This window comes from Sphingomonas sp. CFBP 13733 (assembly GCF_014841795.1).
GTDB lineage: Bacteria > Pseudomonadota > Alphaproteobacteria > Sphingomonadales > Sphingomonadaceae > Sphingomonas > Sphingomonas aerolata.
The window spans coordinates 280,338-293,964 of the sequence record NZ_JACYUP010000004.1 but is presented as its reverse complement, the minus strand read 5'-3'; the positions used below and the strand labels follow the sequence as shown (position 1 = coordinate 293,964).

General features: G+C 67.0%; 15 protein-coding genes. 7 read left to right on the top strand and 8 right to left on the bottom strand.

Annotation, left to right across the window (positions count from 1 at the left end; all coding sequences use genetic code 11):
* Position 1: 1 nt before the first annotated feature.
* The 4 genes from IFT71_RS13935 to IFT71_RS13920 form a co-directional block, all read right to left on the bottom strand.
* Positions 2–871 (bottom strand): RcnB family protein, encoded by an 870-nt coding sequence (locus IFT71_RS13935; RefSeq protein ID WP_192141593.1) that lies wholly within the window; start codon positions 869–871, stop codon positions 2–4.
* A 130-nt stretch (positions 872–1,001) separates the two neighbouring features.
* Positions 1,002–1,484 carry a GAF domain-containing protein gene (locus tag IFT71_RS13930; RefSeq protein ID WP_159511245.1) on the bottom strand — a complete coding sequence of 161 codons (483 nt, stop codon included), beginning with the start codon at positions 1,482–1,484 and terminating at the stop codon, positions 1,002–1,004.
* Positions 1,485–1,503: 19 nt separating this feature from the next.
* A complete protein-coding gene (arfB, locus tag IFT71_RS13925) occupies positions 1,504–1,917 on the bottom strand; it encodes an alternative ribosome rescue aminoacyl-tRNA hydrolase ArfB (protein WP_031394492.1) in 414 nt (137 codons plus the stop codon).
* On the bottom strand, positions 1,910–2,635 hold the full coding sequence (locus IFT71_RS13920; protein ID WP_192070640.1) for an RluA family pseudouridine synthase: 726 nt from the start codon (positions 2,633–2,635) through the stop codon (positions 1,910–1,912). The genes arfB and IFT71_RS13920 overlap by 8 nt, the downstream gene beginning before the upstream one ends.
* A gap of 46 nt (positions 2,636–2,681) precedes the next feature.
* Between IFT71_RS13920 and IFT71_RS13915 the strand changes: the two genes are divergently transcribed.
* Positions 2,682–3,437, top strand: a complete 756-nt coding sequence (locus IFT71_RS13915; protein WP_192141591.1) for a M15 family metallopeptidase — start codon at positions 2,682–2,684, stop codon at positions 3,435–3,437.
* 32 nt (positions 3,438–3,469) lie between these two features.
* Here IFT71_RS13915 and wrbA read toward each other — a convergent pair whose 3' ends face one another.
* Positions 3,470–4,069, bottom strand: a complete 600-nt coding sequence (wrbA, locus tag IFT71_RS13910) for an NAD(P)H:quinone oxidoreductase (RefSeq protein WP_107929982.1) — start codon at positions 4,067–4,069, stop codon at positions 3,470–3,472.
* Between the two features lie 65 nt (positions 4,070–4,134).
* Positions 4,135–4,854, bottom strand: coding sequence for a pirin family protein (locus tag IFT71_RS13905; protein ID WP_031439462.1), 720 nt, complete (start codon positions 4,852–4,854; stop codon positions 4,135–4,137).
* Between the two features lie 115 nt (positions 4,855–4,969).
* Here IFT71_RS13905 and IFT71_RS13900 point away from each other — a divergent pair, with 115 nt between their 5' ends.
* The 4 genes from IFT71_RS13900 (at position 4,970) to IFT71_RS13885 (ending at position 8,849) form a co-directional block, all read left to right on the top strand.
* Positions 4,970–5,863 (top strand): LysR family transcriptional regulator, encoded by an 894-nt coding sequence (locus IFT71_RS13900; protein ID WP_031396651.1) that lies wholly within the window; start codon positions 4,970–4,972, stop codon positions 5,861–5,863.
* A gap of 148 nt (positions 5,864–6,011) precedes the next feature.
* Positions 6,012–7,505, top strand: coding sequence for a glucose-6-phosphate dehydrogenase (zwf, locus tag IFT71_RS13895; RefSeq protein ID WP_192141589.1), 1,494 nt, complete (start codon positions 6,012–6,014; stop codon positions 7,503–7,505).
* Positions 7,506–7,690: 185 nt separating this feature from the next.
* Positions 7,691–8,392, top strand: a complete 702-nt coding sequence (gene ctrA / locus IFT71_RS13890) for a response regulator transcription factor CtrA (RefSeq protein WP_031396653.1) — start codon at positions 7,691–7,693, stop codon at positions 8,390–8,392.
* A gap of 109 nt (positions 8,393–8,501) precedes the next feature.
* Positions 8,502–8,849, top strand: a complete 348-nt coding sequence (locus tag IFT71_RS13885; RefSeq protein WP_192141587.1) for a hypothetical protein — start codon at positions 8,502–8,504, stop codon at positions 8,847–8,849.
* Between the two features lie 13 nt (positions 8,850–8,862).
* Here IFT71_RS13885 and IFT71_RS13880 read toward each other — a convergent pair whose 3' ends face one another.
* Both IFT71_RS13880 and IFT71_RS13875 read right to left on the bottom strand, forming a co-directional pair.
* On the bottom strand, positions 8,863–10,548 hold the full coding sequence (locus IFT71_RS13880) for an amidohydrolase family protein (RefSeq protein WP_192141585.1): 1,686 nt from the start codon (positions 10,546–10,548) through the stop codon (positions 8,863–8,865).
* Positions 10,545–11,399, bottom strand: a complete 855-nt coding sequence (locus tag IFT71_RS13875; RefSeq protein ID WP_192141583.1) for an NAD(P)-dependent oxidoreductase — start codon at positions 11,397–11,399, stop codon at positions 10,545–10,547. The genes IFT71_RS13880 and IFT71_RS13875 overlap by 4 nt, the downstream gene beginning before the upstream one ends.
* Before the next feature lie 57 nt (positions 11,400–11,456).
* On the opposite strand from IFT71_RS13875, the gene IFT71_RS13870 reads away from it, so the two are divergent.
* Both IFT71_RS13870 and IFT71_RS13865 read left to right on the top strand, forming a co-directional pair.
* Complete coding sequence (locus IFT71_RS13870; protein ID WP_192141582.1) at positions 11,457–12,713, top strand: threonine ammonia-lyase; 1,257 nt, start codon at positions 11,457–11,459, stop codon at positions 12,711–12,713.
* 123 nt (positions 12,714–12,836) lie between these two features.
* Positions 12,837–13,622: an arginyltransferase gene (locus IFT71_RS13865; protein WP_192141580.1), complete on the top strand. Its 786-nt coding sequence runs from the start codon at positions 12,837–12,839 to the stop codon at positions 13,620–13,622.
* Positions 13,623–13,627 lie beyond the last annotated feature (5 nt).

The window sequence follows — 13,627 nt, the reverse complement described above, 5'->3', positions numbered from 1 at the left end:
GCTATCGCGCCGACCCTAGGGTGCCGCCCCGCGTCCGGCCCCGCGTCCGGCCCGGTCCGCGACGCGGGGTCGTCCGCCGGTAGGTCACGGGTTCGGTGATATATTCGGTCGTCGTCGTGGTCGTCGTGACCGGCACCGACTGGACGGTGACCGTCGTCGTCCCGTCGCCGGCATAGGCTGTGCCGCCGGGATAGCCGCCGCCGGTCGTCGTCACGGTGGTCATCCCGTCGGGTGACACCCATGTCCCGCCACGCTGCTGGACGGGCGGCAATGGCTGGTCGCGATAGGCGGCCCCCGCAAAGTCCGGCGCCGCTTCAACGCGGGTCGTCACATAGGTCCGCCGCGTTACCGGCCGCGGCTGGCGGCGGGCATAGACCCGGTCGTCCGCCCGCCCGTCGAAGCTTTGCACGTCATAGCGCGGGGCGGCATCGCCTCCATTGGCGCCGTCCCATTCGACCCCGGCACGCGTATCGAAGATCGATCCCCGCGCATCGATCAGAACGGCATCGTCATAATAGCGCGTCCAGCGATAGCCCGCCGGCGGCGGTGCTAACCCATAGCCGCGCCAGTCGACAATCCCGAACCGCGGCGCGACCCAATAGGCCGGCAGCGCCCAGCCGCGGTACGGCCGACGATAGCCGCTCCAGCCGCCCGGCGCGTTCGCCCCAGCCGACCAGCCACCATCGACGCTGCTGCCCCGGCGCGCGTCGCTGGACGCGGCGGGCTCCGGGCTTACGCTGACCGCGCTGCGGGCAGGAACGGGATAAGTCGCACCGGGCCGCAATGCCCCGTCCGGACGCCGCTGCGCCTCGGCCGTCGTGCCCGCCACCGCCATGATCAGTGCGAGACCGACGATCACCTTCATGCGCATGACATCTTCTCCCCTGACGCACCGTACGCTTCAGGGCCGCGTCCTATGCTGACGCAGTGCGTACCAAAGCCGCTCTGGCACGGCCAGCCGCAACCCGGTCCCGATTCGGAGCAGGCGTCAGGTCCGGGCGTCAGCTGATCCGCGACGCCAGCAACGCGACCAGCGCTTCGCACCCGGCTGCATCCTCGGCATCGAACCGTGCCGGCTCGGGGCTGTCGAGATCGAGCACGCCGATCAACCGCCCGTCGCTGACGACCGGCACGACGAGTTCGGACCGGCTCGCCGCGTCGCAGGCGATATGTCCGGGAAACGCATGGACGTCCTCGACCAGCTGGGTCGTCCGCTCCGCCGCCGCGGTGCCGCACACGCCCTTGCCCATCGCGATCCGGATACAGGCGACCTTGCCCTGGAACGGCCCCAGGACAAGCTCGCCCTCGACCGCACGGTAGAAGCCCGCCCAGTTGAGATCGGGCAGATATTCCCAGACCAGCGCAGCCGCATTCGCCATGTTCGCGATCGGATCGCGCTCGTCCACGGTCAGCGCGTCGAGCGCCGCGAGTAGGTCGCGGTACAGATCGGCCTTCGAACCGCCGGAAATATCGAACTGGTACATCATCGCCTCGTGTCTGCGGTTAGTCTTCGCGAACCCGCCCGCGCCCGGCCTTGACCGAACTGCGGACCTTCTTCGTATCCACCCGCCGTGCCTTGGCGGCGCGGGAGGGCTTGGTCTTGACCCGGTGAGCGTCGCGGTGCTGCGCCTGCGCGATCAGTTCGAGCACGCGGTCGCGCGCATCGGCACGGTTGGCCTCCTGCGTGCGAAACCGGCGCGCGGTGATGACCAGCACCCCCGCCGCGGTCATCCGGCTGCCCGCGACCAGCTTCAGCCGGCGATAGGTTTCGGGGTGCAGGCCCAGCGCGAATATGTCGACGCGCAACTGACACGCGGTCGCCACCTTGTTGACGTTCTGCCCGCCCGGCCCGGAGGCCGCGAGGAACTTCTCCTCGATCGCCCCCTCAAGCAGGGAGGCGTCGATCACGTCAGCCATTATCGGGTTCGGGACGCGGATCCGGCGCGGGTGCCTCATGCGGGGACGGCGTCGCCTCGACGCCCGGTTCCTCGCCGAAGCCCGCGGTCGCGAACCGTTCGGGCAGCGGCGCGATACCGACGACATCGGCCTTGCCCGGCCGCGGCACGACCAGCCGCTGCGCGTGGAGCATCATCCCCAGGCGATCCTTCTGGCCATAAACCGGATCACCGACGACCGCTGCGCCGAGGCCCAGCGCGGCATGGACACGGATCTGATGCGTCCGCCCGGTCTGGGGGATGAATTCGACCAGCGAGCGTCCGTCGCGCGTCGCAAGCACGCGCCACCCGGTGCGCGCCGCCTTGCCCTTGGCGTCCTCGACCATCCGCCAGCCCTCTTCGGCGCTGCTGATCTTGCCGAGCGGCATGTCGATCGTTCCAGTTTCCTCGGCCGGGACACCGTCGAGCACCGCGAGGTAGCGCTTCGAGACCAGGCCCTGCTCGAACGCCTGCTGCAACCGCGCATGCGCCTTGGGATTGCGCGACAGCAGCAGGCAGCCGCTCGTGTCGCGATCGAGACGGTGCACCGGCATCGGCCAGCGCTGGAATCCGAATTTGAGACTTTCGAGATGATTCTCGAGGCTCAGCGAGCCGTCACGAGGGGGATCGACCGGCAACCCAGCGGGCTTGTCGATGATCAGGGCCTCGCCGTCGAGGAAAAGTACGCGTTCACCATGCATTTGCCGCCCTTGCCAGCATCTGCGCCCGCATGCCAGAGCCCGCACGATGTTGCGTAGCCCCCTAGTTCTTTCGTTGCTGCTGATCCCGGCCGCCGCCAATGCGCAACTCTGTGCCGGACAGAGCGCGGCGATCGCCGCCGATGGTCGCGCGTTCGGGCATCTGCCTTACGGCGACGCCGCCCCGTCCGAGCTGGTCGCCGCCCCGTCGGACTTCGGCGTCCGCCAGACCTGCGTGGTCCGCCGCGACATGCTGCCCGACCTTCTCCGCCTGCTCGCTGCGGCCAAATCGGACCCGGCGGTGATGGGCGAGTTGCGCGGCCTGTCGTGCCAGCGTTCGATCGCGCAGCAGCGCAGCGTGTTCTGCCGCGAGTCGGAAACATCGGCGGCCGAACGCGCAATCTCGGTCGCGCCGCCAGGCTATAGCGAACATTCGACCGGCTATGTCGTCGACTTCGCCATTCGTCCCGCCAATGGCTGTCGCGATGCCGAGGCGTGCATGGCAGCGACCCCCGCCGCGCGCTGGCTGCGTGCGAACGCGACGCGGTTCGGATTCGAACAATCCTTCCCCGGCGGGAACAAGCAGAACGTCAAATGGGAGCCCTGGCACTGGCGCTGGGTCGGCGTGACCGCCGATGCGCCTGGCGCGGCAAAGGCGCGGTTCGTGTTCGCCAAGGCGCGGCGGCTCTATCCCGCCGACCCGGCGATCCTGCCGCCCGCGCCCCCGCCCGCCGTCGCACCCGCGGTGCCGGCCGCACCCGTCCCGGCGCTTCCGTCCGAAAAGGGCAAACGCCGCAAGCGCTGATCCCCCCGGTCGCCCGGAGGGATCGTTCGCGCTTACTTCAGCTTCGCGGCCGTCTCGGCGATCCGCTTACCCTGGTAGCGCGCACCGTCGAGTTCGACGCTGCTCGGCATCCGGCTGCCATCGCCATCGGAGATCGTCGTCGCGCCGTAGGGCGAGCCGCCCTTGACCGCGTCGACGCCCATCTGCCCCTGGAAGCCATAGTCCAGACCGACGATCGTCATGCCGTGATGGAGCAGGTTGGTCAGGATCGAGAACAGCGTCGTCTCCTGCCCGCCATGCTGGCTCGCGGTCGAGGTGAACGCACCGCCGACCTTGCCGACCAGCGCGCCGGAGAACCACAGGCCGCCGGTCGTGTCCCAGAAGGACGCCATCTGCGCAGGCATCCGCCCGAACCGGGTCGGCGCACCGACGATGATCGCGTCATAGTCCTTCAGTGCATCGGGGCCCTCGATCTCGGCATGCGCGCTGTCGGTCTTGAAATGCGCCGACTCGACGACCGACTGCGGTGCGGTCTCGGCGACCCGGCGGATGTCGACTTCCGCGCCGCCCGCGCGCGCGCCTTCGGCAACGGCGTCCGCCATCTGCTCGATATGGCCGTAGGACGAATAATAGAGAACCAGAACCTTGGTCATGTCAGTCTCCTCAAAGGCAGACCATCCCGGCACAGGCCGGAATGGTCACAGGATGATCGGTAAAATTACTCGGAGTCCACCAGAACGATCTCGGCCTCGTCGAGTGCCGTGATCCGCACCGTCCGGCCGCCCGAAAGTGCCGCACCGTCGCGTGTGTTGATGGTCTCGTCGTCGATCGTGATCGCGCCGGTTGCCGGGACGAGATAGGCGTGACGCCCCTCGCCCACCGCATAGTCGACGCTGTCGCCCGCCTTCAACGTCGCGGCCAGCACCCGGGCGTTCGCCCGAATCGGCAGCGCGTCGCCGTCATCGGCAAAGCCGCTTGCCAGCGTCACGAACTGCCCCGAGCGCTCGCCCTTGGGGAACGGCTTTGCACCCCAGCTCGGCGAACCACCCTTGCGGCTGGGCTCGATCCAGATCTGGAAGATCGTCGTCGTCTCGGGCTCCAGATTATACTCGGCATGGCGGACGCCCGAACCGGCGCTCATCACCTGAACGTCGCCAGCCTCGGTGCGGCCCTTGTTGCCGAGCGAGTCCTGATGCGTGATCGCGCCGCTGCGGACATAGGTGATGATCTCCATGTCCTGGTGGGGATGCGGCGGGAAACCCGAATTGGCGGCGATCTGGTCGTCGTTCCAAACGCGGATCGCGCCCCAGCCCATCCGCGCAGGGTCATAATAGCTCGCGAACGAAAAATGATGCCGCGCATTCAGCCAGCCATGATCGGCATGGCCCAGGCTGTCGAAGGGGCGGCGGTCTACGGTGTTGAGAGTCGTGGTCGTCATGAGAGGTCTCCACTTGTTGCCACCAAGATAGACACTGGCATCGCACCGTAAATAGAAACGCTGGAAACCGATCGTTTCGATTGCTAGCAAACGTGACCGCTGCGGAGAGTGAATGATGCGCCTTCCCGACCTCGAAGCCTGGGCGATCTTTGCCAGCGTCGTCGAACATCGCTCGTTCAGCGCCGCCGCCGACGCGATCGGACTGAGCAAGGCGACCGTATCGAAGGCGATCACGCGGCTCGAGGCGCATCTCGGCCAGTCGCTGTTTCATCGCACCTCGCGCCGGCTCGCGCTGACCGAGGCGGGCAAACCGCTCGCCGAGCACGCCGCGCGGATCCTGGGCGAAGCGCGCCTCGCAGAGGAGTCGGCGAATGATGCCGCAAGCGCACCGACGGGGCGCGTACGGCTGGCGGCGCCGATGAGCTTCGGCATCACCAATGTCGCGCCGCTGCTGGCCGAGTTCCTGGCCGCGCATCCCGGCATCGAGATCGACCTGCATCTGTCCGACGCGCGGGTCGACATCGTCGCGGAAGGATTCGACGTGGCGTTGCGGATCGCCGAGCTGCCCGACAGCTCGCTGCGCGCGCGACGGCTGTGCAGCATCCAGGCGCACACCGTTGCCGCGCCTGCCTATCTGGCGGCGCACGGGACGCCGACTCATCCCGCGCAGCTCGGCGAGCACCGCCTGATCGGCTATTCGAACGTCGTCGGTCCCTGGCGGTTTCAGCGCCCCGGCGAAAGCGACGTTTCGGTACGGCTGCAGGGTCAGCTCACCGCCAATAGCGGCGAGGCGGTCGTCCCGGCGCTCGTCGCCGGTCTCGGCATCGCGCGGCTGCCGCACTTCATCATCGAGGCGCAGCTCGCGTCGGGTGCGCTGGTGACGCTGCTCGATGACTGGGCGCCCGCACCGATCGGCCTCCACCTGCTGACCCCGCCCAGCCCGCTCCGCCCGGCCCGGGTCGAGGCGCTCATCGCGTTCCTCGGCGCGCGGCTTCGCGACCCCGGCTGAACCGCGCCGGCTGGACCCCGACGGAACCCCCTACGGAACCCCCTACGGAACCCCCACGGAACAATGCCCGTCGCCAGGCTATTGCTGTGCGTCACCACGGAAGGATGTCGATGCCCCCCTACCAGACCGCGCCCCGGACCCGCCGCGCATGACCGGCGCGATCCATCCCGCCCCGCCCACTACGCTCGTCATCTTCGGTGCGATGGGCGACCTGACCCGCCGGTTGCTGATGCCGGCGCTGACCAACATGACCCGGCTCGGCATGATCGGTGACGATTTCTCGGTTCTCGGGATCGGTATCGAACCCGGCGACGACGACACGCTGCGCACCGCGCTCGCCACCTTTCGCGCCAGCGCTTCCACGGCGCATGCCTCGCCCGAGCAGGAGGCCGCCTGGGACCGGTTGCAGGCGCGCGTCCAGTATCTGCAGGGCGATTTCACGCAGGACGACGTCTATGCACGGCTGAGCGACCGGCTATCGGGCAACGCCGCCTTCTATCTTGCCGTACCCGCGCGATTCTTCGGCGACATCGTCGATCGGCTCGCGGCCAACGGGCTGACGCATGAAAGCAAATCCGCGTTTCGCCGGATCGCGATCGAGAAGCCGTTCGGCCACGACCTCGCTTCCGCGCAGGCGCTGAACGCGCGCATCCTGTCGCACGTCGCCGAGACGCAGATCTACCGGATCGACCATTTCCTCGGCAAGGAAACCGTCCAGAACATCATGACTGCGCGCTTTGCGAACATGATGATCGAGCGGGTCTGGAATGCCGACTGTATCGCGCATGTCCAGATCACCGCCGCCGAGACCGTCGACGTCGGCACGCGCGGTGCGTTCTACGACGCGACGGGTGCGTTGCGCGACATGGTCCCGAACCATCTGTTCCAGTTGCTGGCGATGGTCGCGATGGAGCCCCCTGCGAGTTTCGACGCGGAGGCCATCCGCAACGAAAAGGGCAAGGTGCTGAAAGCCGTTCGGGCTTATTCGCCCGCCAAGGCACGCCGCAACGGCGTCCGCGGCGCCTATGGTGCGGGGGCGATCGGCGAGCGCGCCGTCCCCGCCTTCACGGCATCGCCCGACATTGCCCCCGACAGCACCACCGAGACCTATGTCGCATTGAAGCTGATGGTCGACACGTGGCGCTGGGCGGGCGTGCCCTTCTACCTTCGCACCGGCAAGGCGATGGAGATTCGCGATACCGAGGTCGTGATCACCTTCAAGCCCGTGCCGTTCGCCCAGTTTCACGCGACCGCCGCCGAGAAGCTGCCGCCGAACCGCCTGATCATCCAGATTCAGCCCGACGAGGGGCTCAGCATGGATATCAATATCAAGCGCCCCGGGCTCGAGGTCGACACCGCGCCGATCGCGCTGGATTTCCGCTACGCCGATTCGTTCGATATCGGCGCGATGACCGGGTATGAGTCGCTGATCCACGATCTGTTCGCTGGCGACCAGACGCTGTTCCAGCGCGCCGACGCGATCGAGGCGGGATGGGCCGCGGTCCAGCCGTTTCTCGACGCATGGGCAAGCGAAGGCGCACCCGACACTTACGCTGCGGGTACGACCGGACCGGCGGCGGCAGACGAACTGCTCGCGCGCGACGGGTTTGCCTGGCACACGCTCGACCCGGCAAAGACGTGAGCTCGCGCCGCGACTCGGTTGCCGGGCTCTGATCACGGAGTTTTGGTCGGTTCCGTACCAAGAGTTCGTATAACGCTCTCATTTAAGACGGAATTAACCTTTTGCTTTCAGATGTTCTTTGGTTAATGAATCAACGGCGGATCGCTTAGCAGGGGCTGGCGTTTTCGCTAAACGGGGGACAACCCATGCGCGTGCTGCTGATCGAGGATGAGCCTACCACCGCCAAGGCCATTGAGCTTATGCTCACGACCGAGGGCTTCAACGTGTACATCACCGATCTGGGCGAAGAGGGCCTCGATCTTGGCAAGCTGTATGATTACGACATCATCCTGCTCGATCTGAACTTGCCTGACATGCACGGCTATGATGTCCTGAAGCGTCTTCGTGTTGCGCGTGTTGCGACGCCGGTGTTGATCCTGTCGGGCGTCAACGAAATGGACTCCAAGGTTCGCAGCTTCGGGTTCGGCGCCGACGATTACGTCACCAAGCCGTTCCACCGTGAGGAACTCGTCGCGCGGATTCACGCCGTCGTGCGCCGTTCGAAGGGCCATTCGCAGTCGGTCATCCGCACCGGCAAGCTCGCCGTGAACCTCGATGCCAAGACGGTCGAAGTCGATGGCAGCCGCGTCCACCTGACCGGCAAGGAATATGCGATGCTCGAGCTGCTCTCGCTGCGCAAGGGCACCACGCTGACCAAGGAAATGTTCCTCAACCACCTCTATGGCGGGATGGACGAGCCTGAACTCAAGATCATCGACGTCTTCATCTGCAAGCTGCGCAAGAAGCTCAGCCTGGCGTGCGACGGCGAGAATTACATCGAGACCGTCTGGGGCCGCGGCTATGTCCTGCGCGAACCCGACGAGATGGTCGAAGCGCAAGTCGCCTGATCTGCTCGGCTGCGCGACCCAAAGGCCAAGGTCGCGCCGCTTCGCTCCACAGGTTTAGGCTTGCAACCTTGCCTGATGGTGTCAGTTTAGTCTTCATCGGAGGTGTTCCATGAAGACTATCCTGCTCGCTGTCGGACTGATTGGCTGTTCTGCGGCCGCTTCTGCGCAACTTGGCGTTCCTGGCCCCAGCGGCTTAATAGGTACCAGCGCGCCGTTTCCCGGAAATCCCGGCTGGACGCCGCGCACGAACATTTCGCCCCCGTCGATCACGCCGACGATGCGACGTGAGCGCGAGGCGCGGTTGCGGCTCGTCCTGGCGACTTTCCCCGACCTGCCGACTACTCTCGCAGCCGCACCGCCCCGCCAACGGGCTGCGCTCTACGCGAAGGCCGAACACAAGGCGGTCTGGGCGCGGATCAACGCGCGCGCATCGAAGGACGCCAGCGGCGACCTTTGAGGCTACCGGCCGGCTATTTCCGAACCCAGACCTTCTCGCCCCCGACCCAGGTCTCGGCAACCTTGATCGCACGCAGTTCGGTCGGTGAAACGATCATCGGATCGCGGTCGACGACAATGAAGTCTGCGCGCTGTCCGGCGGCGAGCGCGCCGAACTTGGTTTCCGCAAACCCCGCATAGGCGGCGGCGCCCGTCATCGCCCACCACGCCTGTTCGCGCGAGATGAGTTCCTGCGGCTGCCACCCGCCCTGCGGCTGGCCGTTCGCATCCTGCCGGGTGAACGCCGCGGCCCAGGTGGCGAACGGATCGGGCTTCTCGACCGGGAAATCTGTACCAAAGGCGAGCTTCGACCCGTTCGCCAGCATCGACTTCCATGCATAGGCGCCGGTCAGCCGCCCCGGCCCGAGCCGCGCTTCCGCCATCGTCCGGTCGCTGGTCTGGTGCGTCGGCTGCATCGAGGCGATCGTGCCGAACTTGCCGAAGCGCGGCAGGTCGGCGGGATCGACGATCTGCGCATGCTCGACACGCCAGCGACGATCGCCCTTGTAGGTCTCGCTCTCGACCTGGATCGCGTCGAGCACCTGCTGGTCCGCCCGATCGCCGATCGCATGCACCGCGACCTGGAACCCGTCCATCGCCGCGCGGCTCATCTGGTTCTGGAGCTGCGCATCGGTCAGGAAGCCCAGCCCGGTCTGCCCCGGCGCATCGGCATAAGGCTTCAGCAGCCACGCGCCGCGCGAGCCGAGCGCGCCATCGGCATAGAGCTTCACCCCGCCCATCCGCAGATGGTCGTCATACAGCCACGGCGTCGGCCCCTTGCCGCCAATTCGCCCCGCGGTCTCGACGCCCAGCGCATAGCTCATGATCCGGACGCGCAACCCACCGATATCCGCCATCCGCCGATAGGTCAGCCAGTCGTCGAGCGTGGTGCCCATGTCGGCGACCGCGGTCACGCCGTACCCCAGCAGGATCCGCTGCGCGGTCAGGAAGGCCGCATCGCGCTCCTTGGGCAGCGGTTGCGGCACGACCTTCTCGACCAGCGATTGCGCGGCATCGACGAACACGCCCGACGGCGCGCCGCCGCTCTTTTCGATGCGCCCGCCCGCCGGGGCGACCGTGGCACCGGTGACCCCCGCCTCGCGCATCGCGACGCTGTTCGCCCAGCCGGCATGGCCGTCCGCGCGCGACAGCCAGATCGGATGGCCGCCCGAAACCGAGTCAAGATCCGCAGCGGTCGGGAACCGCCCGAGCCCCCAGGCTTCCTGGTTCCAGCCGCGGCCGAGCACCCATTTGCGATCAGGATTGGCCGCGACATAGGCCGCGATCCGCGACTTTGCGTCGTCGAGCGATGTCGCCGCCGACAAATCGAGCGACAGCGCGCCGAAGCCGAGCTCGATCACATGGCCATGCGCATCGACGAAGCCGGGCAGCACGGTCTTGCCGCCCATGTCGGTGCGCCAGTCATAGAGCGGCTTGCCCGCGTTCTTCTTCAATTCCTTGCGGCTGAGCTTGGGGGGCTCCTCCCCCGGCGGCACCAGCCGGGTCACGCGGCCGTCCTTATCGACCAGGATCGCCTTGAACCGGACGATCTTGCCGCCCTCGGTGATGGTCAGGCCGTTGACGTTGTCGACGATCCCGTCGGCCAGCGCCGGGGTGGCGAACAGCGACAGGGCGGCACTTGCGAACAGGACAGGCTTCACTTCGGCAATCTCCGCACCAACGCACTCGTATCCTGCCGCGCGCCGCCCATGGCCTGCACATCGGCATAGAATTGATCGACCAACGCCGCGACCGGCAGGACGGCACCGTTGCGCCGCGCCTCGACGAGCGCGAGCCCCAGATCCTTGCGCATCCAGTCGACCGCAAAGCCGAAGTCAAATTCTTCCTTCGCCATCGTCGGCCAGCGATTGACCATCTGCCAGCTCTGCGCCGCACCGCCCGAAATCGCCTCGAACACCTTGTCGAGGTCGAGCCCGGCATTCTGCGCGAAGCGGATCGATTCGGACACGCCCTGGATCACCCCGGCGATCGCGATCTGGTTGCACATCTTGGTCGTCTGGCCCGCGCCCGCGTCGCCGACATGGACGATCCGTGCGGCATAGGCCTGCATATACGGCTCGGCCTTCGCCATGGCGTCGGCGGAACCGCCGCACATGATCGACAATTTGCCGTTCTCGGCCCCCGCCTGCCCGCCCGACACCGGCGCATCGACGACGAGGGCGCGGGCGTCCGCCAGCCGCCGGGCGATCGCAGCGGAGACGGTGGTATGGTCGACGAATACCGCGTCGTCGCGCATTGCCGCGAACACACCGTCTTCAGCCAATGTCACCGCGGCAAGATCATCGTCATTGCCGACACAGGTGAACACCGCATCCGCATCGCGCGCCGCCAGAGCAGGCGTGTCCGCGACCGATCCGCCATATTTATCGGCCCATGCCAAAGCCTTGGCCTGGGAGCGATTATAGACGGTAACGTCGTGCCCTGTCGCGACGAGATGCCCCGCCATCGGCGCGCCCATCACGCCAGTCCCGATGAATGCCAGTTTTGCCATGGATCAAGCGCATAAGCGGTGTTTCCCCTGCGCGCCAGATGGTCTAGCGCAACGCCTATGGCTACCCTCGCTGCCGTAGCGGCACCCACCCTTCCCGTGTCCATCGACGACGTCCGCGCCGCGCATGACCGGATCCGCGCCTCGATCGTCCGCACGCCGACGCTGATCAGCCGCACGCTGAGCCAGATGACCGGCGCGACCGTCTATCTCAAGTTCGAGAATCTTCAGTTCACTGCGGCCTACAAGGAACGCGGCGCGCTCAACACGCTGTTGCAGCTGTCGCCCGAAGCGTGCGCAAAGGGCGTGATCGCCGCGTCGGCGGGCAATCACGCACAGGGTCTCGCCTATCACGCCAACCGGCTCGGCATCCCCGCGACGATCGTCATGCCGACCAACACGCCGACCGTGAAGGTCACGCAGACCGAAGGGCATGGCGCCAAGGTCGTGCTGTTCGGCGACACCTTCGACGCCGCCTATGCGCATGCCCGCATCCTCGAGGGCGAATGCGGCTTCACCTTCGTCCATCCGTTCGACGACGCCCGCGTCATTGCCGGCCAGGGCACGACCGCGATCGAGATGCTCGAGGACGTGGCCGAGATCGACATGATGGTCGTCCCGATCGGCGGCGGCGGTCTGATCTCGGGCGTCGCGACCGTGACGCGGGCCAACGCCGCGCAGGGCGGTCACGCGATCGAGGTGGTCGGCGTCGAGGCCGAGCTGTTCCCGTCGATGTACAACCGCATCAACGGGACGACGATGCCCTGTGCCGGCGACACGCTGGCCGAGGGGATCGCGGTCAAGGAGCCCGGCAGCATCACCTCCAAGATGGTCGCCGAACTCGTCGACGACATCGTCCTGGTCAGCGAGCGCAGCCTGGAGATGGCGGTCAGCCTGCTGCTCCAGATCGAGAAGACCGTGGTCGAGGGTGCCGGTGCCGCCGGCCTCGCCGCGCTGCTCCAGCATCCCGAGCGCTTCAAGGGGCGGACCGTCGGGATCATCCTGTGCGGCGGCAATATCGACACGCGGCTGCTCGCCAACGTCCTGCTGCGCGATCTCGCACGCTCGGGCCGACTCGCAAGGCTGCGCATCCGCCTGCAGGATCAGCCCGGCGCGCTGTACAACGTCGCCCGGATCTTCGATCAGGAGCGGGTGAACATCATCGAGGTGTATCATCAGCGCGTCTTCACCACGCTGCCGGCAAAGGGGCTGATCACCGATATCGAATGCGAGGCCCGCGATCGTGCGCATCTCGATCGGCTGGTCACCGCGTTGAAGGCGGCGGGCTATGAGACGAGCACCGTCGAACTGGCCTGATCCCCGGCGCCGCCGGGAATTTCTTTTACCACCGCGGGCCGCCCTACTTTCCAGCGGCCCGCACAGGAATCATATACCGCCCGCGCCTTGAGAGCGCTGAAGCCGAGAGAGGGGCACTTCGCGATGACTGCGCCTTTTCGGTTTCCCCGGTTCTTCGTGACCAGCCCCGGCCCCTGCCCCTATCTGCCCAATCGGGAGGAGCGGAAGGTCTTCACCGAGCTGAACGGCCCGCATGCGGTCGAGCTCAACGACGCGCTGAGCCGGATCGGGTTTCGACGGAGCCAGGGCGTCGCCTATCGGCCGAGTTGCACCGGCTGCAGCGCCTGTGTGTCGGTCCGTGTCGTGACGCCGGAATTCACGCCCAATGCGACGCAGCGCAAATTGCTCAAGCGGCACGGCGACATCACCGCGACCGTCTGTCGCGCATGGGCGACCGACGAGCAGTTCCAGCTGTTGCGCCGCTATCTGTCGGCGCGTCATCCGGACGGCGGCATGGCCGGGATGGATGAGGACGATTATGCCGACATGGTCGAGCATTCCCCCGTCGACTCGCTGATCGTCGAGTATCGCGAACCGGGCATCGGCGGTGCCCCCGGCCGGCTGGTCGGCGCCTGCCTCACCGATCGCCAGGCCGACGGGCTGTCGATGATCTACAGCTTCTTCGCGGCGGACGACGCATCGCGGCCGGGCTTCGGCAACTACATCATCATCGACCACATCCTGCGCGCACGCGGTGCGGGGCTACCCTATGTCTATCTGGGCTATTGGGTGAAGGGATCGAGCCGGATGGAATATAAGATCCGGTACCGCCCGATCGAGGCGCTCGGCCCGGGCGGATGGAGCCGCCTGAGCGAGGATGACCTGCTGGCGATCACGCCTGGGCAGGGCCCCGGGCAGCGCGAGGACTAGGCGCC